The sequence below is a fragment of the Mucilaginibacter sp. SMC90 genome, assembly GCF_022811725.1.
Lineage (GTDB): Bacteria > Bacteroidota > Bacteroidia > Sphingobacteriales > Sphingobacteriaceae > Mucilaginibacter.
The window spans coordinates 7,256,645-7,281,346 of record NZ_CP094527.1; the positions used below are offsets into that span (position 1 = coordinate 7,256,645).

21 protein-coding genes are annotated in these 24,702 nt (G+C 46.6%); 12 read left to right on the forward strand and 9 right to left on the reverse strand.

Annotated elements, in window-relative coordinates; genetic code table 11:
* Positions 1 to 3 precede the first annotated feature (3 nt).
* Both MTO98_RS30225 and MTO98_RS30230 read right to left on the reverse strand, forming a co-directional pair.
* On the reverse strand, positions 4 to 396 hold the full coding sequence (locus tag MTO98_RS30225) for a hypothetical protein (RefSeq protein ID WP_146750121.1): 393 nt from the start codon (positions 394 to 396) through the stop codon (positions 4 to 6).
* Between the two features lie 252 nt (positions 397 to 648).
* The gene (locus MTO98_RS30230) at positions 649 to 963 is read right to left on the reverse strand and encodes a hypothetical protein (RefSeq protein ID WP_243482880.1); all 315 of its coding nucleotides are present in this window, start codon (positions 961 to 963) and stop codon (positions 649 to 651) included.
* Between the two features lie 314 nt (positions 964 to 1,277).
* Between MTO98_RS30230 and MTO98_RS30235 the strand changes: the two genes are divergently transcribed.
* Complete coding sequence (locus tag MTO98_RS30235) at positions 1,278 to 1,427, forward strand: histone H1 (protein ID WP_243487961.1); 150 nt, start codon at positions 1,278 to 1,280, stop codon at positions 1,425 to 1,427.
* 314 nt (positions 1,428 to 1,741) lie between these two features.
* On the opposite strand, the gene MTO98_RS30240 is transcribed toward MTO98_RS30235, so the two are convergent.
* Positions 1,742 to 3,250, reverse strand: coding sequence for a PAS domain-containing protein (locus MTO98_RS30240; RefSeq protein ID WP_243482883.1), 1,509 nt, complete (start codon positions 3,248 to 3,250; stop codon positions 1,742 to 1,744).
* Positions 3,251 to 3,740: 490 nt separating this feature from the next.
* On the opposite strand from MTO98_RS30240, the gene MTO98_RS30245 reads away from it, so the two are divergent.
* Positions 3,741 to 4,199 (forward strand): DUF1003 domain-containing protein, encoded by a 459-nt coding sequence (locus MTO98_RS30245; RefSeq protein ID WP_243482885.1) that lies wholly within the window; start codon positions 3,741 to 3,743, stop codon positions 4,197 to 4,199.
* 367 nt (positions 4,200 to 4,566) lie between these two features.
* On the opposite strand, the gene MTO98_RS30250 is transcribed toward MTO98_RS30245, so the two are convergent.
* The gene (locus tag MTO98_RS30250) at positions 4,567 to 5,097 is read right to left on the reverse strand and encodes a hypothetical protein (RefSeq protein ID WP_243482887.1); all 531 of its coding nucleotides are present in this window, start codon (positions 5,095 to 5,097) and stop codon (positions 4,567 to 4,569) included.
* Between the two features lie 330 nt (positions 5,098 to 5,427).
* On the opposite strand from MTO98_RS30250, the gene MTO98_RS30255 reads away from it, so the two are divergent.
* The 8 genes from MTO98_RS30255 (at position 5,428) to MTO98_RS30290 (ending at position 13,841) form a co-directional block, all read left to right on the forward strand.
* Entirely contained in the window at positions 5,428 to 6,033 is a 606-nt protein-coding gene (locus MTO98_RS30255; protein ID WP_243482889.1) for a ParA family protein, read from the forward strand.
* A 203-nt stretch (positions 6,034 to 6,236) separates the two neighbouring features.
* Positions 6,237 to 6,494, forward strand: a complete 258-nt coding sequence (locus MTO98_RS30260; protein WP_243482891.1) for a hypothetical protein — start codon at positions 6,237 to 6,239, stop codon at positions 6,492 to 6,494.
* A gap of 166 nt (positions 6,495 to 6,660) precedes the next feature.
* Positions 6,661 to 7,071, forward strand: coding sequence for a plasmid mobilization relaxosome protein MobC (locus tag MTO98_RS30265; RefSeq protein ID WP_112575083.1), 411 nt, complete (start codon positions 6,661 to 6,663; stop codon positions 7,069 to 7,071).
* Positions 7,038 to 8,270: a relaxase/mobilization nuclease domain-containing protein gene (locus tag MTO98_RS30270; RefSeq protein WP_243482893.1), complete on the forward strand. Its 1,233-nt coding sequence runs from the start codon at positions 7,038 to 7,040 to the stop codon at positions 8,268 to 8,270. The genes MTO98_RS30265 and MTO98_RS30270 overlap by 34 nt, the downstream gene beginning before the upstream one ends.
* Before the next feature lie 10 nt (positions 8,271 to 8,280).
* Complete coding sequence (mobC, locus tag MTO98_RS30275; RefSeq protein ID WP_243482895.1) at positions 8,281 to 10,218, forward strand: conjugal transfer protein MobC; 1,938 nt, start codon at positions 8,281 to 8,283, stop codon at positions 10,216 to 10,218.
* Between the two features lie 231 nt (positions 10,219 to 10,449).
* The gene (locus MTO98_RS30280; RefSeq protein ID WP_243482897.1) at positions 10,450 to 13,053 is read left to right on the forward strand and encodes a lanthionine synthetase LanC family protein; all 2,604 of its coding nucleotides are present in this window, start codon (positions 10,450 to 10,452) and stop codon (positions 13,051 to 13,053) included.
* 4 nt (positions 13,054 to 13,057) lie between these two features.
* A complete protein-coding gene (locus MTO98_RS30285) occupies positions 13,058 to 13,489 on the forward strand; it encodes a MauE/DoxX family redox-associated membrane protein (RefSeq protein WP_243482899.1) in 432 nt (143 codons plus the stop codon).
* Positions 13,490 to 13,577: 88 nt separating this feature from the next.
* The gene (locus MTO98_RS30290; protein WP_112575088.1) at positions 13,578 to 13,841 is read left to right on the forward strand and encodes a hypothetical protein; all 264 of its coding nucleotides are present in this window, start codon (positions 13,578 to 13,580) and stop codon (positions 13,839 to 13,841) included.
* A 42-nt stretch (positions 13,842 to 13,883) separates the two neighbouring features.
* Here MTO98_RS30290 and MTO98_RS30295 read toward each other — a convergent pair whose 3' ends face one another.
* The 4 genes from MTO98_RS30295 to MTO98_RS30310 all read right to left on the reverse strand — a co-directional run bounded on the left by MTO98_RS30295 (position 13,884) and on the right by MTO98_RS30310 (position 20,406).
* A complete protein-coding gene (locus MTO98_RS30295; RefSeq protein ID WP_243482901.1) occupies positions 13,884 to 15,302 on the reverse strand; it encodes a TlpA disulfide reductase family protein in 1,419 nt (472 codons plus the stop codon).
* Positions 15,303 to 15,312: 10 nt separating this feature from the next.
* The gene (locus tag MTO98_RS30300; RefSeq protein WP_243482903.1) at positions 15,313 to 16,698 is read right to left on the reverse strand and encodes a RagB/SusD family nutrient uptake outer membrane protein; all 1,386 of its coding nucleotides are present in this window, start codon (positions 16,696 to 16,698) and stop codon (positions 15,313 to 15,315) included.
* 6 nt (positions 16,699 to 16,704) lie between these two features.
* Positions 16,705 to 19,974: a SusC/RagA family TonB-linked outer membrane protein gene (locus MTO98_RS30305; RefSeq protein WP_243482906.1), complete on the reverse strand. Its 3,270-nt coding sequence runs from the start codon at positions 19,972 to 19,974 to the stop codon at positions 16,705 to 16,707.
* A 171-nt stretch (positions 19,975 to 20,145) separates the two neighbouring features.
* Positions 20,146 to 20,406, reverse strand: a complete 261-nt coding sequence (locus tag MTO98_RS30310; RefSeq protein ID WP_243482908.1) for a hypothetical protein — start codon at positions 20,404 to 20,406, stop codon at positions 20,146 to 20,148.
* 334 nt (positions 20,407 to 20,740) lie between these two features.
* Between MTO98_RS30310 and MTO98_RS30315 the strand changes: the two genes are divergently transcribed.
* Positions 20,741 to 20,974 carry a helix-turn-helix domain-containing protein gene (locus MTO98_RS30315; protein ID WP_243482910.1) on the forward strand — a complete coding sequence of 78 codons (234 nt, stop codon included), beginning with the start codon at positions 20,741 to 20,743 and terminating at the stop codon, positions 20,972 to 20,974.
* A gap of 539 nt (positions 20,975 to 21,513) precedes the next feature.
* The gene (locus MTO98_RS30320) at positions 21,514 to 22,737 is read left to right on the forward strand and encodes a hypothetical protein (RefSeq protein WP_243482911.1); all 1,224 of its coding nucleotides are present in this window, start codon (positions 21,514 to 21,516) and stop codon (positions 22,735 to 22,737) included.
* Here MTO98_RS30320 and MTO98_RS30325 read toward each other — a convergent pair.
* On the reverse strand, positions 22,734 to 24,701 hold the full coding sequence (locus tag MTO98_RS30325) for a hypothetical protein (protein ID WP_243482913.1): 1,968 nt from the start codon (positions 24,699 to 24,701) through the stop codon (positions 22,734 to 22,736). The two genes, MTO98_RS30320 and MTO98_RS30325, sit on opposite strands and share 4 nt — an antisense overlap.
* Position 24,702 lies beyond the last annotated feature (1 nt).

Genomic DNA, 24,702 nt, shown 5'->3' on the forward strand with positions numbered 1-24,702 from the left:
TGATCATTTACCTGCTGTAACCAGTTTTTTAAACACCTTTCCGTCTGTAGCCTGCCTGCGGCCTACGCACGTGTCCTGAATAACATGGAATTTGAGGGAATCAAGCTTGCCGAAAAACTCCATCTTATAAGTCCCGTTATATTTGTCATTACAGGTGGCGTCGGCAATGTATAAGGTATCATGATTCATATGATAAACACCACTTACAAATTCTTTTTTATTGATAAAACCATCATACGTTCCGTTAGCCCTGAAAATTGCCATTAAATTAAAAGGCTGTCCCTGAGATTTGCCGGAATGCTCCCATTTTCCCAGAAGCGGATTATCATCAATGGTAAAGGCCGTAACGGGCAGTAGTACAGCAACAAATATGCTAAGGCAGAGAATTTTTTTCATAATCATGGTTTAGATTGTCAGTTTCTCACAAAACAAACATTTTTTATTTTATAATACTTTCGGGAATGTTGCAAATACTTTAGAGTTTGTAACATTTGATCTTTCAGCTACTCACGCAGGATAATATGTACATCGTGTTGAAACTCGGTTTGAGAAAGCCAGGCGTTCATCGTGGATGCAAAATTTGTAAGCTTTCTTATAATTAAACACGCTGGCAACAGCGATCAGCCATATAAGAAAATTGCTTTCAAATCAAAAAAGGCTATCCCGGATATATTGCGGAAAAATTTCTTTGAATATTTTCTCTTCATAAATTACCACAATAACCTCAATGGTCTCTTGACCATATGTTGTTTGCAGGCGTTGTGCATAGAAAACATTGCCGTCCTCCAGGTCTTCAAACTTCCTGATCACCTTTTTATCCTCAAAATAATCTTTGATTTTAAAATTAACGGGATCGCCTGTTTGGGGAATATGTAATGGATTTTCCATAATAATATTCCGAGGCCCATTATATTCGGGATAGAAGAATTGGAAATCAAACTCAAAGCGGAGGATCGTTTTCATAGCAAATGGCTTTACTTATTAAATTTCGACATTAACTATCAGAAAAACAAGCTAATATCTATCACCAGATAATTATTCGACTGAGTTATATATATTGGCAATAAATAACCATTAAACGAAATAAGACTTCAGTAAAATTGCTTGAGCAACGGAGTATTGGCATTTTCAAAGAGAACTTTAGAAATCTTGTAACAGCGAATATGTTTTTGCTAAGAATGCTGGGTTTAAACAAAATACTGTATTTGAAGCCTGCGGCACTGCGCTTCACCAATTAAAAACATAGAAATGGAAAAATTAGCCGAACTGAAGCATTAATAGAGACCGCAGAAAAAGAGGGAACTGGGTTTTATGAGAAAAACAACAAAGCAGCAGGAACACGCCTTCGCGACGCGTTACAGCAAATCAAGGTCATTGCAACGGATTTGCGTAAAGATGTTACCGATAAGAAAAACGCCGCACATTAGCAATAGGCCCGCATAGGCGGGCTTTTTTTATTAGTCATTATTCAGTTAATTGGTTTTACCTCAGCGCTGAGATTGCAAGGGGTATGAGGGCAGGGTTTGAGTAGAATCTGAAAAAAAAGGCTCCACATTTAGGTTTGCTCTTCCACTGTAAATAACCAGCAAACACAGGGAAATATACGATTGTTGGGCAATTGTAGATCCGGAGAAGCAGGTATTGGTTGCCATTCACCTGTTTAATCTTATTAATATCTTTGGCAATATGATTTGTTTGATGCTGCAGCTCAATGCTTGGAAATTAATGACTGCACCAATTATCAATCTTTCTCAACAATTTTTGGCATTTGCCCCGCCCGGTGAGATTGATGTATGACTGAACTAACGATTTTGTCAAGTTCTGTTATCGATTCCTCCAGGTATTTAAGCGAGGCCTGGTAATCCTCATCGGTGTCAGGGTTTCGGATTAATGGCAATAAACCTAGTAATCGTGCGATCGGAGCCCGGACAACGTGAGATTGCGTCCAGGCAATCTCACGGAAAAGGTCATTCTGCTGTTCGATCTTTGTAACATAAGTTTTTACCGGAGTAATATCGCGACCTGTGATGCAAACACCCGTAACTTTATCATCGGTGTATACGGGACTTAAAGAATAATGTACCCACATCATAGCCTCCGATAGCCGGTACTGCCGGTCATATTGTACGGTTTCACCGGACTGCGATCTTAATAGCAACTGTGCAAAATCATCGTGCAGCAAACTTGATACATAGCAGAAAATATCCCGACCAATTTCAAATTGTTTGGGCATTTGCTGAAATCGGATATAATCTGCCGCTTTGGCGTTAAATTGCTTTACGCGGTTGTGTTCGTCAATTAATACGATCCCGTCGACCGTGCTTTCAAAGATCGCTCTTAAGTCAGACTCAGATCTTCGGGTACGCTCATTAGCAGCGGCCATTTCCTTTTCATTCCTAATTATCTCGGTTATGTCCGTAGCAAGAACCAACCTTAGCAGCTTGCCTTCCACTTCCAATAAACTGCTTTCTATTCGCACATCTATCAATTCCCCGTTTTTTTTATAGTGACGGGCGTATTGCTCATAAGGTATGCCCGATTTGCGATTCGCCTGTACCGTTTCTGCCAACGCGAAATTATCAGCAGCAGGTCGAATATCAGTTATCTTTTTATTGAGAAATTCTCTATGAGAATATCCGTAATGCCTTGTCGCGGCTTCGTTGACATCTTTAAATTGAAGTGTTTCCGTATCAAAAAGCCACATGGGCAATGGACTCTTTTCAAATAACATCTGATAGCGCTGTGTCAATTGCTGCTTGTTAAGCAAGGTTTCCCCGAGCCGGTCAATAATGCGATGGATCAGTATAACCGCAATTCCGCTTAGGAAAAGGAGGTTGGAAGTAAAAGCAACCCAGCTTCCTGAACCAGTGACTTGCTGAGGGCCGTATTGGCCGGCACCTTGCGGAAGCAGAACAGCAATAGATATTAAGATCGCCGAGCTCAACAAAACCGACCAATAGGCGAAATAAACAGGAAGGATCAGCGTCGTGATTACAGTTAAACCGAAAAGGTAAAATATGCCTGGTCCAATATAGCCGAAGGCGATGATCAGGTATATCGCCAGCGGGTAAAATAATCCGATCAACAATAGTTTACGGGCGAAAAGGGCTAACCTGCCGGAAAACGTAATTATTGCGAAGCCAAGAAATGTGGTGATATCGACAACACCCATGGTTATATCACGGTTTGCGATTGAAAGATAAATGCCTGGAAATGCCGCAACGAAGCTGATTGGCAGGCCATAGAGCAATAAGGTAAAAAAAAGCTGCGTTTTCCAATACTCGATGGACGATTCATCTTCGGCCGCAAGGGGCGTCAGTCTGCTTTTAACAAACTGTTCATATTTGATAAGCCATTTTTTTAAAATGTATTGGCCGGCGTCCATAAAAGTAGGCTTAATTTTTATAAAAGGGAGTTTCTTAGAAAGGTAAAAACTTTTTTATAAGTTACACAATGTTTATTAAAAATAAACAGATCGCGCAGTTTTCAATGCTCGCCGCCTCTCTATGTCTACATATGGAAAAGATTCCCTAATCGTTGACCACCTTGTTTCAGTCGCATTGGCTCAATTCATAGGTTATTCGATCAGGCTCTTGAATTCCGCTGTTGATTTTGCAGTGCTCAAATTTATCTTAGCATCGCACATTTAGAATAAAAGCGACTGCTGCTGTACTAATCTATTTACATAATGTACTTCAAGGGCAAACCATTATAACCTGCTATTGTTGACTTTAGACCATATGCCGCGAAAAGCAAAAATAAAATCCAATAACCAGGTTGAGCGTGGAAATTTAGAAACACCGTTCATATCGGACTTTCTTGGCAGCGTCTGGTTCCTTGGCATAATCCTGATATTGATCATTCTTTATATCATCTGGAATGCCGGATTCATCCCGTGGCTGCATCCTTTTGATCCATCGCCATTTAATATATTGGACACCATCCTATCGGTATTCGCCATCATATTGTCAATAACTGTGCTGATCAGTCAAAAACGACAGCGGCAAATGGAAAAAGTCCGGGAACAAGTGGAATTTGAAGTCAATGTCAGAGCGGAAACTGAAATTACCAAAATATTGGAGATGCTTGAACAGGTACAGCAGAAACTGGGAATCAACACTGCCGACGAAGACCTGAAACAGATGAAGAAAAAACTTGACATTCGCAAATTGCACGAACGTATCAAAAAAAGCGACTAAAGCGTGCAACCGAACCGTTCAAGCTGCTAATCAGACCCAGAATAATTTTGCAGGCTATCGAGCATTCCGATAATTCAACATATATCGCTGTAAACACTAATCCCATGCGTAATGGCTCCCCAACCTGTAACCTGCTTCGTTCGGTCTGAAAGCCCGGATGACGACCTGGCAATCATAGTAGCGAGGTGCTTCGGCTCGCGAAACTCCTCTTTAAAAATCATTGACAAGATATACCTGTCTGCTGTCATAAAAGGAGGCGCCGGTTGTTGCTGACAATGCGACTTTAAATGCTTTGTTCATAATTGAAAATTAATGTTTTGACGATCATTTGCTGGTTTCGAAATGTGGTGCATGGACCGCTTCCGATTCAGGCGAACCTTTCTGACTCAGATATATCAGCCCCTTGTTGACGAACTCCCAGGGATTCAAAACATAGAAATTCCGTTTCTATGTGGTTTCTGACCTCCATAATGGTAAGCGCATTTCTTAGCACATCGACGTCCTGCGCTGATGAAAATGATGTCATGAAAATAAAAATGCCGGACGTTATACCGAAGCTTATAACAGTCATATCATAATACGCGTCAAGAAAGGGAAAATATTGCAAAACAAATGCATTGGCAACAACCATTGCGACAGCTAATAAGAGCAGGGTCACGGCAATCGACGCGTGTACCCAGCGCTTTAGAGTCCTTCCTTTCCTGACCACCTGAATGGATTTATTCATTTTAAACACGGAATCTCGTATCTCATAGAGTTTTTGAATTTGCTCATGACATATCGTTAAGCCGCGGCCTTCGTGGTTTGGTATCGAAAGGGTATCACAAATTTCCGGTGACAAGTAAAAATAATGCTTGCTTGTAAATCTATTAAAGCTGATTGTTGGCAGGTCATTCATAAGGCTTACTGACAAATTTAGATATTTGGCTTGCACCTGTCAAATACAATAATTAAACCAGAACGCCGGTAGAATTTTTTTTTATTAAGTATTGGTTTATGATTACGATGCAGTTGATTTATTTACCTTACTTTTTTTCGCTTTCAAGCCAACTCACCGATAGCCCGCAATGTTGTTTAATGCTATCTGATAGTCTTATGCCTGGGAAAAAAGCTTCCTCCGAGTCGGAGCAACTCGGACTTTTCCTGATCACGCTCTGACGACTTTTGCTGAACAAATATTGATAACTGCATTTGAACAATTGTGCATTTGCAGCAAAATTGAAATAATATGGCAAAGATCATCACATTGGCACACCAGAAAGGGGGCGTCGGGAAAAGCACTTTGGCATTGAACCTGGCCCTGTGCTTCCAGGATCAGTTAAGGGTTGCCCTTATTGATTCCGATCTTCAGGGAAGTATATACCACCTGAAGGAAGATTTCCCCGACATGGAAATCCTCTCCCCCGATAAAATAAGCGAGCTTCCGGACCTGAATTATGACCTGATTATTGTGGATACCCCACCTTATTTATCTAACCGCCTGAATGAATTATTTATTCATTCGGATTTCGTGTTGATCCCGACCAAGGCCGGTTTTTTTGATGTCATGGCGGTCAAATCTACCCTGACATTGGTCAAATTTGCCCAGGCCCGGAATCGAAATCTGAAGGCGGGGATTGTCCTCAACATGATCAAGCCGAGGTCAGGCATAACTGGTGAAGTGGTGGATTTACTGAGTTCCTTGGGAACTCCGCTTTTAAAGTCCCGTGTCTTTGATCGGGTTAGCCTTGCAAGGTCGTCGATGACCTCCGGGATCCTCAAAAGCGCCGACCAAAAAGCAATTGAAGAGGTGACTTTTCTAGCGGAGGAAATCATCAATCTGCTCAGTGAATAGATGTGGAATTGAATAAAGGAACAATGCTATTGATGAATAATGCTGCAAATGCGGCATTGAAGCTTTGCCGAAATATTCATTTGTACATGGATGCTTTTATGCAAACCTCCCTTTGTTCAAATGAAAAAATATCGCATTGTTCAAATGCTCCATTGTTCATCTGGTGATTGATAGCCTGCTGAGCGGTTATTAAAAGGAAAGCTATGGATGACTACAAAAAAAAGCTGGGTTCCCTGGCCGATAAGATCAAAAACGAAAAACCACAGACACCGATCCAACAGGTACTGCCTGTAAAGCCAATAACACATCCGGCAAAAGCGGAAGAGGCGCGGTTTAACAACTGGATTCCCAGGGAGCTGAAGAGGAAAATCAAGGCTTATGGCGTGCAGCACGATCTATCTCAAAAGGAAATCACGATACAGGCCCTGGAGAAATTCCTGGAAGAAAAACGAAGCCGATAGTGGAAAATGAAATGCCTTCAAAACGAGGATCATTGGAATGAAACCGCTGTCTTTTTGCGGTTAGCAAGATGTACGTTTGTTACACAAACGGATCTTGCCCACCCTCCCGAGTCGGTTTGGGGACATGGATTTAAACGCTCCGAAGTCGATTTAATGAAGATGTAATATGGGCGAACAGCATAACAACAGGTCCAACTGGCTGAACCTACGACTCAAGCCGGAGGAGTTTAACCAGTTCAAAAAACAATACGAACGATCCCGTTTCAGGAAAATGAGCGATTATGGGAGGGCGGTACTATTGGGTAAGCCCGTGACGGTTTTTTACCGGGATAAGTCGATGGACGAAATACTGGAAGAACTGGTGCTGCTCAGGCGGGAATTGAACGCGGTCGGAAACAATTTGAATCAGTCGGTAAAGAACATTAATACGGCCCATGGCTTTGCCGATGCCCGGCTTTGGATGAACCTGATGACCATAATCAAAAGCCAGATCGAACCGGCAATTGAACAGATTAAAGTGCAGATGGACAGATACTCCGATGTATGGTCGCAAAAATTAAAAGCGGAAAAAGCCTGATCAACGCCTTGAATTACAACGAAAACAAGGTCAGGAAAGGGCACGCCCGTTTTATCGGGGCAAGTGGCTATGCCAAAGACCTGGAAAAACTGTCGTTCCATGATAAGCTGTTGCGGCTGACCGACCTTGCTTCACGGAACCAGCTAACAAAAACAAACGCGCTGCATGTATCGCTCAATTTTAGTCCCGGGGAAAAACTGGATGTACCTGCACTGAATGCGATTGCGGATAGGTACATGCAAAAAATCGGCTTCGGTGATCAGCCTTATTTGATTTACCGGCATGAGGATGCCGGTCATCCGCACATCCATATCCTTGCTACCAACATCCAACCGGATGGCAGACGCATCAGTATGCATAACATCGGCAAACAAAGATCGGAACCGGCGCGAAAAGCGATAGAAATCGAATTCGGGCTGGTTCAGGCAGAGGGTCAACAGCAGGTGGTGAGTTTGGAAAAAGAGGCGGCGCTGAAACCTTTAAGCTATGGCGAGGACGAAACCAAAAAAGCATTAAGCGGGGTCGTCAGCCGGGTAATCCGGGATTACAAGTTCACAAGTCTCCCGGAGTTCAATGCCATCCTGGGCAGTTTTAATGTTCTAGCGGACCGGGGGTCGAAAGCGTCGGTCATGTACCAACAAAACGGCCTGCGTTATTGGGTAACAGATAGCCGGGGTGCAAAAATGGGCGTGCCGGTTAAAGCAAGCGCGCTGCCTAAAAAACCGACGATCAGGCTTCTGGAGAAACGGTTCCAACTGAATGAATTATTGCGGAGACCATTCAGGGAGCAGCTGAAGTCGAAGATCGACCAGGCCTCATTTCCTTCCGATTCGTTGAGCCGCTTTGAAAAAGAGCTGCATCAGAAAAACATTAGAGTTATCATCCGGAAAAACACCGAGGGCAGGGTTTACGGGCTGACCTTCATCGATGAAGTGAACAAGGTGGTTTTTAACGGCAGTGACCTGGGTAAAAAGTACAGCGCAGCCGCTATCATTCAGCAGTTTGGCGACCAGCAACGAGCTGCAAACACACTACAGGCAGGCCATGGCCAGCTGTGGCATATCAAAGAAGTTGGGGATAGCAGCCATGTTGGTCAAGGCAAAACGCTCCTGGAAGAACTGTTAAGCGCAACTGCGCAGCAGGAGACGGTACCCTATCCTTTGAGAAAAAAGAAAAAGCGAAGGCATTTGAATCTTTAATTAAGAAACCATGCAAACAGGGGAAAATGAACAGGCGTTCCGGAAGATCATCGACTTCACCAGGTTTCTGGGCATTGTCGTATTGATCCTTCATTTTTACTTCATATGTTATCGGGCATTTACTTTCTGGCAATGGCATTACGAAATCCTGAACCGGCTGTTTCAGGCCATCTATAAGCTACCCATATTCAAAACGGTCACCATGACCAAGATAACAGCCGTGCTGTTGCTGGTCGTTTCGTTGATAGGTACGCGTGGAAAAAAGGACGAAAAAGCCCGGCTTAAAGATGCACTTTTGCGCAGCACTGCCGGCCTACTCATCTACTTTATGAGCGCATTCCTGTTAAAGCTTCGCGGTGGTGTGCAGGAGATCGCTACGGCTTACATAACGGCAACGGCTTACGGATACCTCCTTTTCCTATCAGGGGCCGGCATCGCTTTTAAGCTGATCAATGTCAACCTCACCCGGGATATTTTTAACAGGGAAAACGAAACATTTCCCCAGGAGGAACGATGCCTGGAAAACGAATACAGCATTAACCTCCCGGCGCGATACCAGTTAAAAAATAAAATAAGAGATAGCTGGATCAATATCATCAATCCATTTCGAGGCATACTTGTTCCCGGCACACCGGGAGCGGGAAAATCGTATTTCGTCATCCGGCACATCATCACCCAGCACATCAAAAAGGGCTTCAGCATGTTCATCTATGACTTCAAATTTGATGACCTCACCAAAATAGCCTTTAATACGTTGAAGAAGAATCACAGGCAATATGCAGTTAAGCCAAAGCTCTGGATCATCAATTTCGACGACCTGAGCAGGACCCACCGGTGCAACCCGATCATACCTTCTGACATGAAGGATATTACCGATGCCATGGAATCAGCCCGAACATTTATGCTCGGGCTGAACCGTGAATGGATCAAACGCCAGGGCGATTTCTTTGTGGAATCACCAATCAATTTCCTGACTGCGCTGGTATGGTTCTTGAAAAAACACGCAGGTGGAAAATACTGCTCCGTTCCGCATGCGATCGAGCTCTCGCAGGCCGAATATGGCGTCCTCTTCCCGCTCCTGGCCAAAGAACCGGAAATCGAGGTACTGATCAATCCATTCATTTCCGCCTGGAAGAACGAAGCATTCGATCAGCTGGAAGGTCAGATCGCGAGCGCCAAGATCAGCCTGGCCAGGTTATCGTCCCCTCAACTTTACTATGTACTTTCGGGTAACGACTTTAGCCTGGATATCAACAATCCGCTCGAACCCAAAATTGTTTGTATGGGTAACAATCCGCAAAAGCAGCAGGTTTATGGCGCGGTGCTAAGCTTATACATTTCCAGGATGATCAAGCTGGTCAATCAAAAAGACAAACTCAAAAGCAGCCTGATCTTCGATGAATTTCCTACGATCTATGTGGGCGGCGGATCGGGCATCGACGGATTGCTCGCCACCGCAAGAAGTAACAGGGTGGCCACCACCCTGGCAGTGCAGACCTTCGATCAGTTGAAGAAAGATTACGGTAAAGACCAGGCCGATGTGATCATGAATATGGTCGGTAATATCATTTCCGGCCAGGTCACTGGGGATACCGCCAAACAACTGACTGAGCGCTTCGGAAAGATCAACCAGGAAAAACAAAGTCTGACCATCAACAGCCAGGATACCTCTGTCAGTAAATCAACCCAATTGGATTTTGCCGTTCCTGCCGCCAAAATCTCCACGTTATCTTCAGGGCAGTTCGTGGGCATGGTCGCCGATGACCCACAAAATAAAATCGAGCTCAAAGTATTCCACAATGAGATTATCAATGATCATGAGGCCATTAAAAACGAGGAACGGGATTATGAAGAGTTGCCTTTAATCAAAGAAGTGACCGAAGAAATGGTCAGGAAAAATTTTCTCCAGATCAAACTCGACATCGAAAATATACTGGAAGCGGAATAAACCAAGCCCAGACTAATTACAGGAGTAAAAATGGAGTGGCAAAGGGTTGCTGGCCTTGCACCTGGGCAGGCGAGTTATTCCCCTGAGTTGTGTAGTCCCCAGCCGTGATTTTGCGCTTAATTAAAATATTCCCAAAAGTTTTATCCCCTATTTTAACGACAATTGCTACAACCCATTAGCTACTGTTTTCGCATTCGATTCCACCGTTATTTTGGCTTAGAACCAGAACCGATGAAAAAACAAAGCGAAATGATCAATGTGGTACACCATGACGCTCAGCTGCCTGTAACAAAAGGCTACGAGTCGTTTTTTACCGAACACGGCTTGGCATTCCAGAGCACTGGTCATTATTTGATGACCGGTCAGCCGGCCCCTGAAGCGGGCTGGGTGTTTCACGTACCGGTGATCAGGCAGCAAATGCCTGAACTCGCCGGGCATTTGTTCCCGTTGCTGTCAGCATTATCCCTGGCATTTCGCATCCCGACGAGCGCCAACGTACACGCCCTGATCCTGGAAGGTGGCCTGGGTAATCACGAGACGGGCAAAGTCCTGTCCGTATATCCGCGATCGGGCGAAAACCTGCCGGGGCTTGCCGCCTCATTGATCAACGCCATCGGCGATCTGAAAGGGTTAGCTGTCCCCGGAGCGCAACGGCTCAGTGACTGCCTGTATGTGGAATATGTTCAACATCGGGAGTTGACCGGCTTATCAACCGGTCTTAGCCTAGAAATCCCGGAATGGCCTTTCAACAGCATCCATCCCTATCCGACGGTTAAGCCCAGGAAACTTATCGCCAAGAGCTATCTCATCATGGATTACCTGAAGCGCGATACGAAAGGTGATGTGATCAAATGCCTGTCCCTGTACCCATTTTGGAAAATCAATTGGTGTGTCCTCAAAGAAGGCAAGCGTAACCAATGCAGTGACGATTATGGTCGCAATGTCCGTGACCGGCTGATCTGGCAGCAGGCTGCGTATGAACAATTGAAAAGTGACGTGACTTTACCTGCGGTTCATCAGGTTTTCGAGGCTAAAGGCAATCACTATTTGGTGATGCAATATGTGGAAGGCATGTCGCTGCACGAAGAGTTAAAGCGGTTGTACAACGGGCGCTCCTGGAAAAACCTCGAAATTGAGGTGAAACTACAGGTGACAGGTTATGTGCTCGCCGTCGGCCGGTTATTAGGGCAATTTCATTCCCGTGGTTTCCTCCACCGTGACCTCAATCCGGAAAATTTCCAGGTCAGTGCCGGCCAGATCGTGCCCCTCGACCTGGAGCTTGCCTACGACCTCATCCAGGATTGCCCGTCTCCAGCATTCTCACTCGGAACACCGGGTTATATGTCCCCGTCGCAGGCCGCCTCAAAAAAACCGGAAATGGCCGATGACATTTACGGTTTCGGCGCATTGCTGCTCCGGGCGTTCACGGGACTGGCACCGACCAAGTTCAATCCGGAAAACCGGCCGGCATTAAGAGAGGCCATTTCAGCTTTGACCGGCAGCAGGAAGCTCGGCGAATTGATCTCGGCCTGCCTGAACCCGGATGGCCGTTTGCGCCCGGTTTTGATCGAAGTGATCTCCGCTGTCAAACTGTACGAGGCGCTGTTACTGACAGGAGGGGCATCAGACGGGTCTGCCGGGCATAGTGCGAAACCCGTGTTGCGGGAAACCATCGGCAAGGCCCTTGCCAGCTTGATATCGCCGCCAATGGCCGATGGGCAGGGATATTGGCTGTATCATCCCGGCACCGGCGCTTCCGGCGTTGCGAACCCGGTCAGAATGCTGCAATATGACCATAGCCTGTTCAATGGAATACCAGGGACACTGCTGGTGATTTCAAATGCACTGGCCTCCGGTCATGCCAACGCCGGCCTCGTGGGCATTTTCAACAGGAACCTCGCCCATACCCTGGATTTTTCGAATCATCATGATTTGCCCGCAGGCCTGGCCCATGGCGGTTGGGGCCTCGCAACGATTTTAGTACAGCGCATCCGTGCAGGATCCGTATTTATCAACCAGGATCATGTCACTGTGATTCGGAGAGAATTAAGTAAAACGAGTGAAGAAGTCAATGTCGAATCCGGTCTCGCCGGAAAAGCCCTGTGCCTGCTTACCGCCTTGGAGATTCCGCAGCTGGCTGATTTAGAAAAAGACCTGCACCAAACTATTACCGCGATCGTCAACCGGCAGCAAAAAGACGGCTCCTGGGTGATCACGGGACCTGATGGTAAAGAGACAGCCCGTCCCACCGGATTTTTTTCCGGCATTTCCGGGATCGTTTATACGTTACTGCGCTACGTCAACAGGTTTGACCATGGGATTACGGCACACGCGGCGCGGAAAGGTGCAGATTGGCTGCTGGGGCAACGATACACCGCAAACGCCATCGGCATGTGGCCGGTAAAAGCGAAAAGCAAACTGACTGATCCATGGTTCGGTATCGGCTATGCCGGGATCGCAGCCTGCCTGATCCGGGCATGGCAAGTGTTCCGGCATCCGCCATACCGGCTGGCCGCGGAGGAAATACTCGGCAGCTATCCGGATGGCTTGCACAGCAATTATTTATCGGCAGCCTCCGGGGTAGCCGGTATCGGGCAGGTGATGCTGGATGCCTACGTCGTTTTCAAAGATGTGACCTGGCTGGATAAAGCCATCAGCATCGCCGGAAACCTGCTGAACAGCGCGTTCCGCGGGACCAACGGCCATATTTACTGGCTGGAAGGCAGCGATAGCCGTCCGGCGGCATCCTGGATGAACGGCAGTGCAGGCGTCCTTGATTTTCTGATACGTTTAGAACAGCCGGATCGAACCGGCTTCCCATTCAAATTTAACTAAACCAATGAAAAATAACCTGATTTCAGGGATACTCGCATCCCTCCTGATCCTGATGTTCCTGTATGCAGCGACCAGTAAGCTGATGGATATTCAAACCTATGAGCGCGCCATGCACAACCAACCTTTTCCGGACTGGATGGCGGAAGCTTTGATCTACGGTATCCCGCCTCTGGAAGTCATCGTGTCCCTGCTGCTTTTTCGTGACCGAACCAGGTTGCTGGGTTTTTTCTGCGCCGGTGTGCTGATGCTGTCCTTTACGATTTATATCGCTGCTATCCTGCTGCATTTCTTCCCATGGGTGCCCTGCTCCTGCGGCGGCGTGATCAGTCACCTGGGCTGGGGACAACATTTGATTTTTAACCTGTTCTTTCTCGCGGCAGCGCTATGGGGTATGAGCCTGGAAAGACAGGCAATACTTACTGATAAAATTACCTGAAAAGGTTTCAGAATATTTCACGCGCGAAATCGGGTTGATGCCGGTCCTGTGGTAAAACCGGTCAATTATTCATTTTAATTATATCATCATGAAAAAAGTAAAAATGGGCCTGATGGCCCTGGCCGCACTGACCGGAATGGGAAGCGCGTTCGCCGCTGCACCAAGGCATGCTAAAAACGCGACGACTTATTACGCGATCAAAAGCGGATCTTCGTTCGTATGGAGAACGACACCAGCCGGGCATTGTTTAAACACGGCTGTAAGTGCTACCTGCACCATTACCACCGCTGTTCAGCCTACCGACGGGGTAGTTCCTGCGGGTCACGCGGTTACTTTTCAAAATTACAAGTAAACCGTAAGCGGCCTGCCGGAACTCTCCGGCAGGCTGTTGTTATTATAGTAAGGCTTTGATCTGCGCCTCAGCAGAACGTCCGTCATCATCGCGGGGGTCTACGGGAACGTTATGGATCAATCCATTTTTATCAACCAGCACAAACGCCGGGTATTCCCTGATCCGGTAGCTGGTTAATGCCGGATGATTGTTTCCCTTTCCTTCTGTAAAGAAATTATGGTTTTCAGGTGCGGTGTATTGTCCGCCTGAAACACTCTTCTCCCATTGGGTTTTGGACTCGTCAGAGCTTATACTTATAAATTCGACAGCCTGGCCCTTGAACCGCGCCTCCAGTTTACGGATATAGGGTGCGACCACCCGGCAAAATCCGCAGCCGGTAAACCAGAAGTCGATGAAAACAACTTTATTTCTAAAATCCGAAAGTTGATGTATTTCCCCTTTTTGATCGGTGAGCCGGAAATTAAAAGCTTTAGCCCCGTCGACCCGCGTTTCGGAAATGGCTTTCAGTAGGATCCTGTAATCCTCTTCGCGGACAATTGTCAAAGCGTCCTTAATGCAATAGGTTAATTCCGGCGGGTAATCGTTAAGCGGCAGGATCAGGTACGCAAGCAACTCCTCCCGGAGCTTGCCTTTGTATTTTGCTTTGAGATAATCGTAGGCCTCTTTGATATGATAGGGCTTTCTGGCAATAACGCAGGAATCAATGCGGTATTTCAATAGCATTTTGTAAAGAAAACTTTCACAATAAAAAGCATCAGGGTATTGCTTTACGGCTGCTTCAAGCATCGATTTAACGGTATCACGTGTCTGCAGGAACCGCTCCAAATATGGGTTAGACGTAGAATCGGCATATCGTCGGGAGATCAGTTCAACATTACTGTATTTACCTGACATATTGATAGCCATCAGGTCAACCTTCATAAACTGGTAAAAACCTGCCGGTAGCCTTTCACGGTAATGCTCCAGAATATGAAGCAAGGATAACGTTTTCTTGTTTCCATGCTGCACCAACAAAGCCGCGTCTGCATCATCTTCCTCCGTGGTAGTGGTTACCTGTTGCGCTTTGATCAGTTCGGCCTGTACCTTTGCTATGGTACCGCTCCCTTCCGGGTCAATGCCATCCTGATTAAAATGGAGCTGTAAAGGCTGACCTGGCACAGCGTAATATTTGTAAATTCCTTTACCCGAATGCCCTTTGAATCTTAAATTAAAATAATGCGGAAAGTTATCACAGGGGATACGAAACCGGAAGCTTTTACCGGTCGCGCGCTGGGTAAGTTCCGTTTGCAGACCCGGCTCCTGGTCGGTATTGGGATGACGGTAGAGGCGGAACAGGATGGTATCGCCCTGATGCAGAAAATCGGCTGTACCGTAGACTTCAACAAATGGCTGCTGAGCATTCGCTATGAGGCATGTGGTTAGCAGCATCATGGTCAATAAAATTGATCTGGTGGTTTTCATAATAAATAAATTAGCGTTGGTTTTGGGGAATGGGGTTCAACTGGATTTCGGTATCCGGGATCGGCATCGCGTACCGCGGATCGTTAGGCGGTAAGGTGAATTGCTCGCCGTTAAGATCCCTGCGCAGGGTAACGGCCCTTGCCGCCTCCTGGTTCAGTCGCCGCAGGTCATACCAGCGGACACCGGTCATGACCAGTTCCTTCCGGCGTTCCTGCAGAATGAGATTCAGGGCGTCCGCGGCGCTGTTTGCGCTGTAGGGGATAAACGTGCCTTTTTTCCAGCGGGTGACCAGCAAGGTGTTCAGGTCGCTCATCGCGGCGGCAGCGTTCCCCGCCCTCGCCTCGCATTCCGCTTTGGTCAGGTACATTTCAGCGGTAGAGATACCGGTGGTCACGCTCCCGTGTTTGCCATACTGGCTGTTAAACTCATACAAACCATCGCCGTCCTTGTAAAAGAAAATGGCTTTACGAAGATCATTCGGCCCGTCGAAGGATTGCAACAACGTGGTATCGGCATAACTGTACAGGTTATAGTAACCGCTGAGCGAGGCATGGAACAGCTCTTCCGGCGAGTAGTTGGGAAAAACAGGATATGCTGATGGATCGAGCGCGTTGAAATCCTGCAATTTGTTGTAGACTGCCAGGGAAGCCGTCGCATTTTTCAGGGCTTCATCGTACCGGCCCATACACAGGTTGACCCGGGCAGTCATCCCGTATGCCGCGGCTTTATTGGGCTGTGTCGGGGAAGAGGTCGCAGGTTGCAGAAGCTGGAGGGCCTGATCGAGGTCGGACAGTACCTGCGCATAACAGGCCTGCTGCGAAGCGCGCGGGGCTTTAGCCGTCAGGTTGGTACCCGGACGAAGCGGAACCCCCGGTTCGCTGGCAGCGGTCGCGGCGTCGTAGGGCATGGCAAAAGTTTGAACAAGGTCGAAGCAGGCCATCGCACGAAAGAACAGGGCACTGCCTTTGGCCTGGTTGAAGGCGGCTTCATCGCCCGCCTTTCGCGGAACGGTCGCCAGGATCTGTTGTACTTGGTTTGCATAGTAAATAGCCTGATAGGGCACGGACCAGGCATCGACATAGGCACCTGCGGGATAAAGCGATTTAGCCCAGATATAGGCGTTTTGCTCGGTAGCACTCATATTGGTGTAAAACCCGTCGGTCACGTAATAATCGTCTGTAGCGAGTTCACCCAGGGTGGCGTAGTTGCGGTTGAAAATATCTTCATTGGCCAGCAGCGATTGCACATCCGCCAGGGTCGACGGCACATTCAGTGCCGCGTCCGGCCTTGCGTTCAGGAGCTCGTCCTGCTTTTTGCAGCCATCATAAAAAGCCATGATCGGCGGAAATAGCATCAGGCAGACACGGACGGCTGTTAATTTGATCAGCGTTTTCATTATCATTTATTTTAAGTTCGTTTTAAGGCCGACGGCGAAAGTCCTCGGCAATGGCAGCGCAGTGGTGCCGCCGCCCGGCGTCGTGAATACATCAGGATCGAGGTGGTCCGGATTGGCCCGCCACAGGATCGCTACGTTGTTGACATATGCGTACACATTGATGTGGGAGAACGGGCCTTTAGGACCGAATACCTTGGTCAGGTCATAACTGATATTGATGTCCTGCAAACGGATATGATCGCCCTTATCGACCAGCCCATCCGAAAAGGTGTAAAACAGGTCGCGGTTGGTGTTCACAGGCGTTTTCGGCATGGAAGGGATCAAGGTCCTGGCCTCATCGCCCGGCTGTTGCCAGCGCCCGGTATAGTCATTATTGCCCAGCCAGTTGCTGTACAGCGAACCGTATTGAACAGAGGAACGGCGGATGTAATAACCCAATTTATAGATCAGGTTGAAAGACAGCGAAAATTCATGATAGCTGAAAGTATTACGAAGCGAACCGAAACTCGTCGGCCGGGAAGGTCCGTTATAATGTAAATCTTTCACTGTCGTACCGCCAATGATCGCGGCATAGTCCGTACTTAGCGCCCCGTTTAGGTAACCCTGCGGGTCACCCGTCTCATGGGTCAGCGGGCCGGAGCGGAAGCTGTAGATGCCGAACAGGGGTTGTCCCACCAGCGGCGTGATCGTACCGGAATTACCCGCTCCCTGTTGCAGGAAGGCCAGGGTCCGCAGTTGGGCGTTATATTGGGTCACCTTATCAATGGCATAGCTATACTGGAAATTGGTTTGCCAGCTGAATCCACCCCTTTGGATATTCCGGCTGTTGATCGTGATATCGGCACCATGCCCCTTCGTTTCGGCGGTATTACCGAAAAAGGTCAGGAACCCGGTGGACGGGGCGACCGAAGCGTTGCCGAACAGGTTGACGCCTTTTTTAAAATAAAACTCCACGGTACCTGTAATGGCCTGGTTTTTCAGGCCGAAGTCCAGCCCCAGGTTGATCATCCGGTCCTTTTCCCAGCGCAGGTCCGGGTTGCCGGGATTGGCGATCACCGCGTAGGGAAGCCCGGAGAAATAAGAATTGCTTTGCTGCCGGATCGTCGTTACCGCGGCCGCTGATTTATTGATATTGCCGTTATAGCCGAACGTACCACGCAGGCGCAGTTGTTCCAGCCAGTCCACGTGGTAGAATTTTTCTTCGGCGATGTTCCAGGTGAAACCGGCGGAATACAGAGGGACCGCCTTCTGGTTCGTATTGACCCCGAACAGGTTGGAGCGGTCGATCCTGCCGCTCGCGGAAACGGTATATCGGCCCAAAAAACTGTAGGCGGCATTGCCGAAATAGGAAATAAAATTATCGGTCCGTTTACCGAAGAACTGCCCGTTTGGGATCTGTGCCGATCCGAGCTGCCGCGGGTTCAGGCCAAAATAATCCGCGTAATTGACCGAGCCGCTGAATGCGCCGGTTGCCGGGTTATAGCCGTAAGCGGGCGTTTCCGAAGTGCTCTCCGTATTTTCTCCGCTCCATTCCGTTCCGGCAATGGCGTTGAGTTGTCCGCCTTTGCCGACCCTGCCGCTATAATTCAGCTGCCCGCGGATGCGGTGCGAGGCCAGTGCGGAACTGCCATCCATCCGGATGCCGCCCAGCGGCACGGGGAAGCTTAAACTACCGTCAGCGGAAGTCTGCGCATACTGGTTGATCAGGTTCCGGGCATAATAGCTGTCCTGGCTGTATATCGTCCGGTCGGTAGACTCGGCACGTTCGTACTGGTATTTGATATCTGCCGTGAAGTGTTGGAGAAACCGATAATTCAGCCCGAAGTTCAGTCGGGTGTCGATACTGCCGGAATGATGGTTACTGTAATTCAGTTCGTCCAGCGGCCGGTAATTCCAATCCAGGAAACCCGTATTACCGGGGTTATCGACAAAGGCCTGCGAAAAATCCTTGACCGTGGCTAAAGGATTGCCTGCATCATCGGCGAGCCGGGCATAAGGGTAGATCATGCTCTTGCCACGGATATTGCTCAGATCGCTGAGCGTGCTGTTCAGCGCCGCCGTGTTCTTGATATAATTAATCCCGGACGAAAGTTTGAGATTTTTGAACGGGGAGAAATTATAGTTGCTATTGATGGTGAGGCGGTCGTTCGTATTGCCCCGCAAAGCGGCGTTGTTCTGGTCATACCCTGCCGAGAAATAGTAATCGCTGTTCTGTCCCCCGCCCCGGAAATTAAGATTGTATTGCCGGGTAAACGACCGGCGCAGCAGGTATTCGCTCTCGTCCCGCCGGATGTCATAGCCTTTCATCGCGGCGATCTGTTGGTCGGCATCGGCTTGGCTAATAGCCCCGGAGCGTGCCTTGCCCAGTAAGGCGACCGCGGGCGACACGACCTGGTAGCCGGTTTTTAATGCCCCATCGTAATAGCCGGCTTTAAACAGGTTTTGTTCCAGCCCGATAAATTGTCCCGCGTTCAGGTAATTGGGATCATAAAACAGGTTAGGCTTGTTGCCTGAGGTCAGGTTGGCGTTGAACTCGATGGCTGTCGGCTGTCCGCTCCTCCCCTTTTTCGTGGTGATCACGATCACCCCGTTGCCGGAACGGACGCCCCAGATCGAGGCGGCGGCAGCATCTTTCAGGATGGTAATGGAGGCCACATCATTGGGGTTGATATTGTTAAGATCGCCGTCATAAGGAAAATTGTCGATGACCACCAATGGCTGGTCATTGGAGAACAGCGTACTGTGGCCGCGGATCGACAGGTCGGCGGTATTGCCTGCTGCCGTGCTCGTGTTCCGGTTGAACAACAGCCCGGGGACCACGCCTTCCAGCCTGCTCAACACGTCAGGGCCCGTGCGGCGGTTAACGACCGCGCTGTCCAGGTGGACGAAGGAACCTGTGGCCCGCTCCCGGGCGATATTCTGATAACCCGTGGACACGATTACTTCCTGGATCTCCAGTTTAGCGGGCTGCATCCGGATGTCGGGTAATGCGGGTTTGGCTGGATCGGCGGTGACAGTGAGCCGCTGGTAGCCGGTAAAGCTGATGATCAGCGCGGTCTTGCCTTTCAGGCGCAGGCTGAATCTGCCCTCAGGGTCGGTATAAGTGATTTGTTGATCGGGGCCGTAGCGGACCGTGGCGCCGGGCAGGGGCTTTCCCCTTTCATCCGTCACCCGTCCGGTCACCGTCACAGGTTTCCGGGGGTTGATTTCCTGGGCGGGCAGCTTAAAAAAAAGGCAAAGCGTGGCCAGCACAGCGAAAAATATCGTTTTTTTCATGTGTTAATTTTGGAGTACGTTTAAAAATCAGGTAGGACGCCGTTGCGGCGTCAGGGAGAAACAGGCAATAACGGCGGCCCTTATTTAACTATTAACTGACCGGGCCGCCGCTACTGTCTTATCATTCCGGCGGGCAAATGACAAGTAACCATTGATTTTGAGGGATCAGGGTCATTTGTCTCCTCCTTTCTGAATTTCCTTTTGGTACGCATACAGGGCCAGGACCAGGTCGGGTAACCTGTCCATGAAATCACCCAGTTCCTCGGCGGTTAGGGTATGCAGGTCTCCTGCGGCTTCGGAAAGTCCGAAATCCTGCCATTTGGAAAGCTGTGCCTTTAACGCTGGTGAATCGACCATGGCAAAGATCCGCTTCAGCGCCTCTTCGGCGGTAAGCAGTGTCATGCGGTTAATGGTCTTGAGTTTAGCGTTCATCCCTGTATTTTTTGAAGAAGGGACCGGCCTGATAGCAAAGAAGGCGTGGAACCCGACTTATTGCAACTTGGTACGTAGGAGAACCGACGACAATAAGGGAGCCCACGCCAGGAGCGTGAGCATTCCACTTATCTTCCCGCCGTCATGAAATTTCCTACGTTTCAGTTACGAGATTCAAAGCGAATGCTTCTAATATTTTGAAGTATCGCAAATTTATGATTTAAGCGTCAATTGGCGCTTTATTTCATTTATTAATTCAAATATATAACTAAAAATCCAAAATAGGGCATACATCACCTAATATTTAATTTAGTTTACGCACACCTTGCGAGAGGTGAAAAATAAGCACTATAGGAACCAAGATTTAATTGATAAGGTCCGCGCAAATATTCTTGAGATTAGGAAATCGAAAAAAATCACTCAAGAAGATTTGGTGGAACGAACTGGATTTGACATTAAACAAATTGGTCGTATTGAAAGGGGAATCTCTAATCCCAGTATAAGTTCAATCGAAGCTATAGCCACAGCTTTAGGAGTTCCTGTAAAAGATCTGTTTGATTTTAAATAAATTTTGGGCGTTGCCTTCGGCCCAGGCTTTCCGTTACAAGTCCTCGCTGCGCTGCGGGCTTCCACTGCAATCCTTAACGCAAAATTCGATCTATCGTGTATAAAGTTGCGAATGTCATTATAACAAAATCAACTGAGCGATAAAACAGGCGAATAACTATTTCAGCTAAATAGCTATTTGCTTCTATGAAATTTAAAATGAAAGCCTAATTCTAGACCCGGACGCCCCGACAAGTTGTTTTGCGATGATCGAAAGCCGGCTTCCTCATGTTCCTATATGCTAAAATGGATAATGTTCAGTTATCCATTATTGATAGCATGTATAGTTCGGAAACTTATTATAAATAAGCCTGGGGAAGAATCATACGGAAGGAATAACAAAGCCTCAAAAACGGGCAAAACTAAATGGGCGGCTTGCGGCGCATTTAGCCACGGTGAAGCGGTTGACGAGTTACTGGGAAGCGGCTAGAGCAGATGGTCTTACAGTTTCTAACATTGTTACGATTGATGATTTTGTAAACGTTAAGTATATTTACAAGAATGATTGCTCCGAATAACATATATCCTCCAAAAAACTGGCAGGATTTTGAAATGCTTTGTTTAAAGCTTTGGGGTGAATTATGGAATATCCCTAATGAGATAGACTTTAACTCAGATAATGCCCAAGGCCAACAAGGCGTCGATATTTATGGGCCTGTAGAAGGAGGACTAAAGTATAACGGTATTCAGTGTAAGAATAAGAAATTAAACCTGATAGATGGTTCGCCCAACCGCATAACGATTGCAGACATCCAAACGGAAATAGATAAAGCAAAGGAATTTAAACCAGCACTGAATAAGTTAATTATTGCGACTTCCCTTCCTAAAGACCAGAAAATTGAAGAGTACGCCCGTTTACAAAGTGTCGAAAACGTCCAGCAAGGATTGTTTACTATACAAGTTTGTTTTTGGGATTTCTTTGAGCGTAAGCTGCCGGAGTTTCAAAAGGTATACGATTGGTACTTAAAGAACGAGAACTTTCACCGGGTTTCTTCTGCCGAAGTGGTATTTTCGGGTGGCTCTACAGCAAATACCTATCAGCCTAAATTTCAGAGGATAATCGACCGATACACTTTTAAAGAGATTAAAGAAGATAACCGAGATCCTTTAACTCGATTACAAAGTGGCGATATAGATACAGACACATACCTTAATTTGAGCTTATCGCGGCAGTTATCGGCGATGAGGCAGTTTAATTTTCATGAAAAAAAATACGACTGGAAACAAAATTTCTGGTTCAAGCTCAGCATACGAAATTCAGGACAATCGGTAATAGAAGATTTTAAACTGGAATTGGATTTTGAGGGAGACTTTATCAAAGTCGGTGCTGAGAGCCGCTCGGGCCTAGAAGCACAATATTTCTCGACCGATGTGCATGAATACAGCAATACCGAGCGCTCGCTTTATATAAAGCCGAAAGAAAAGATTATAGTACAAGGAGATTCTTACACCACAGGCAGTATATTTTTAAAACCCACGCTTGCAGTAAAGAGCGAGGTAACTTTGTATTGGAAACTCCTTGCACGCGATTTTGAAGATAGCGGCAAGTTGATTATTAAAATTGAACCACGATACTACACCGTATTGAATAAACATGATGTGGAAACCATCGGCGAAGAAAAGGAAGAAATAAGTTATGGGCTAATACAGCGGCCCGGTAATTTTAATATAATGGGAGGTGGTGTATATTTTACCGATAAAGATTCTAATTATACATTCGATTAGTCGGGAATGACTTCTGTGATATACCCTATGTTAAATTTCTGAAAGTCATTTACCCTAAAATCGGCGATTGTTTCAATATCTATAACAATTGATGTTCGGATCAGTGTTTTGGCATCATGCTCCGATAATTCTATGCCCTCATTAGTGAATTTCCACTTTTCGGGCTGCTTCTCGTATTTCTCTTGTATCTGCTCCTCTGAAGGTAATAGGACTTTAACAGATAGCTCGTTTTCATACCAGTCGGGGTTTGTTTTATGAAGCATAGTAAATGCCGCTCCAAAATCACTGACCAGCACTTTGTTCTTTAAATGCTGACTATATGAAGTAAAAATGGGAATTTGATCAAAAGTCCCTAGCACGAAAAAGTTCACATCATCAGGATTGAGTACCGGATCATAAAACTGCGAATATCTGGAGGAACTTAAAAACACATCGTCTTTATATAAGAACTGTGGCTCTAAAAAAATCATGGTGGGTGTAGCACCTGAATTGACCAACTGTTGCAGACAGGCAGAAAGTGTTTCTAATAAGCTCTTACCCTCGATGATTGTTGTATTGTTATTTTCAATGGTTCTTAAAAACAGATCGTCTTCCCAACGACCTACATTTTGACCAAGCTGTTCCATTCCATAAATCTGTGAATGGTGTTCACCGTCGATGAAACGTATTTTCGCTTTTTCAAAAAAGATGTTTTGACCAACCAACTTTAACTTTATGTCCTGTCCGCTAACATCTTCTATGTTGCCAAAGTAGTTGAATAATCGCCGTATTCTGGTTTGAGCTTTCCAAGCAGCCCCCATCTGCTGTTTGAATCCTGTAATTTGTTCTTCATTTAGGGGGGCAGCGGCAATGGCTCTTTCTTTTTCGCCTATTACGCTACGCTTTCCAAGTGCGATAGATGCAAGTAATTGGATTGCACGACCATCAAACTCCTCAACGTCAGTTACATTTAACAGTTTTTGCCACTTGTCGAAATTGTTCCGCAGATTATTGATCTCTTCCTGAACGGCATCGTAAAGGAATGGCACGTCGGAAAACTTCGCCGGATCTATTTTTTCAGAATTGAAATACGCATTGTTGTTGCGAATCCTATCAATTACGAAACCAGACGTCATCCACTGTGAGGGCATTGGGGGATAGTAAAGTTCATTTTCAGGCCGTTCAATGTAATCCCAGTTCTCCCAGCCCATATATTGCTGTAAATCACCCGTTCTGAAAAAAAGCAAATCGTCGATTTCTTTATTTGCATCATAGAATTGCCTGGCAAAACCCTTCAGTAGCTCAAGTACTGTTTCCTCGGTTATTTTTCCATTATCAAAAAGTAAGAATACCCAGTATTTCAGTGCTGCTAAAGGTTGTCTTCTATATCGCAAAAAAGCTTCCCGGTATTTAATTTGAGTACGGAGTGAAACTATTTCATCGCTATCAATCCCGTCAATATTAGCTTCATTGAGATTTTTAAGTTTAAGTTCATCAAGAGAGGTTCCATTATAGACTTCATCACCAATTTGACTGTAACGGGTAAGTGAACTTTTGAGTAATTTCCAATCCTGTTGCATTACCTGCCTAAATAGGAAATCATTAAAAGCATTGAAACCCTCATAAAAGAACACATCAATTTCCGCTTTGGCCTCTGTGTTTTTTTCAGACTTGCTGGCAAACACTATGTAATAAGCTATGATTTCTTTTAAATGTAATGACAATTGGTCTGCTATCTGATCGACTAAAACCTGAGCAGCAATATTCTTGCGGCGCTGAAATACAATCTGACTGTAAATACGCGATGGAAAATTGATATATTCTCTAAAAGGATCAATTTTTTTGTATTCAAGACTGTCGCGCAACACATCCCTAAAAAAACCAATAAATGTAGAGATTGTATCGACGCTACTACCTTCAACAGCTTTTGACATGGCATTCCACACATTTATAGAAGTGCCTTCGGTAACCCTTGATTTACTCATA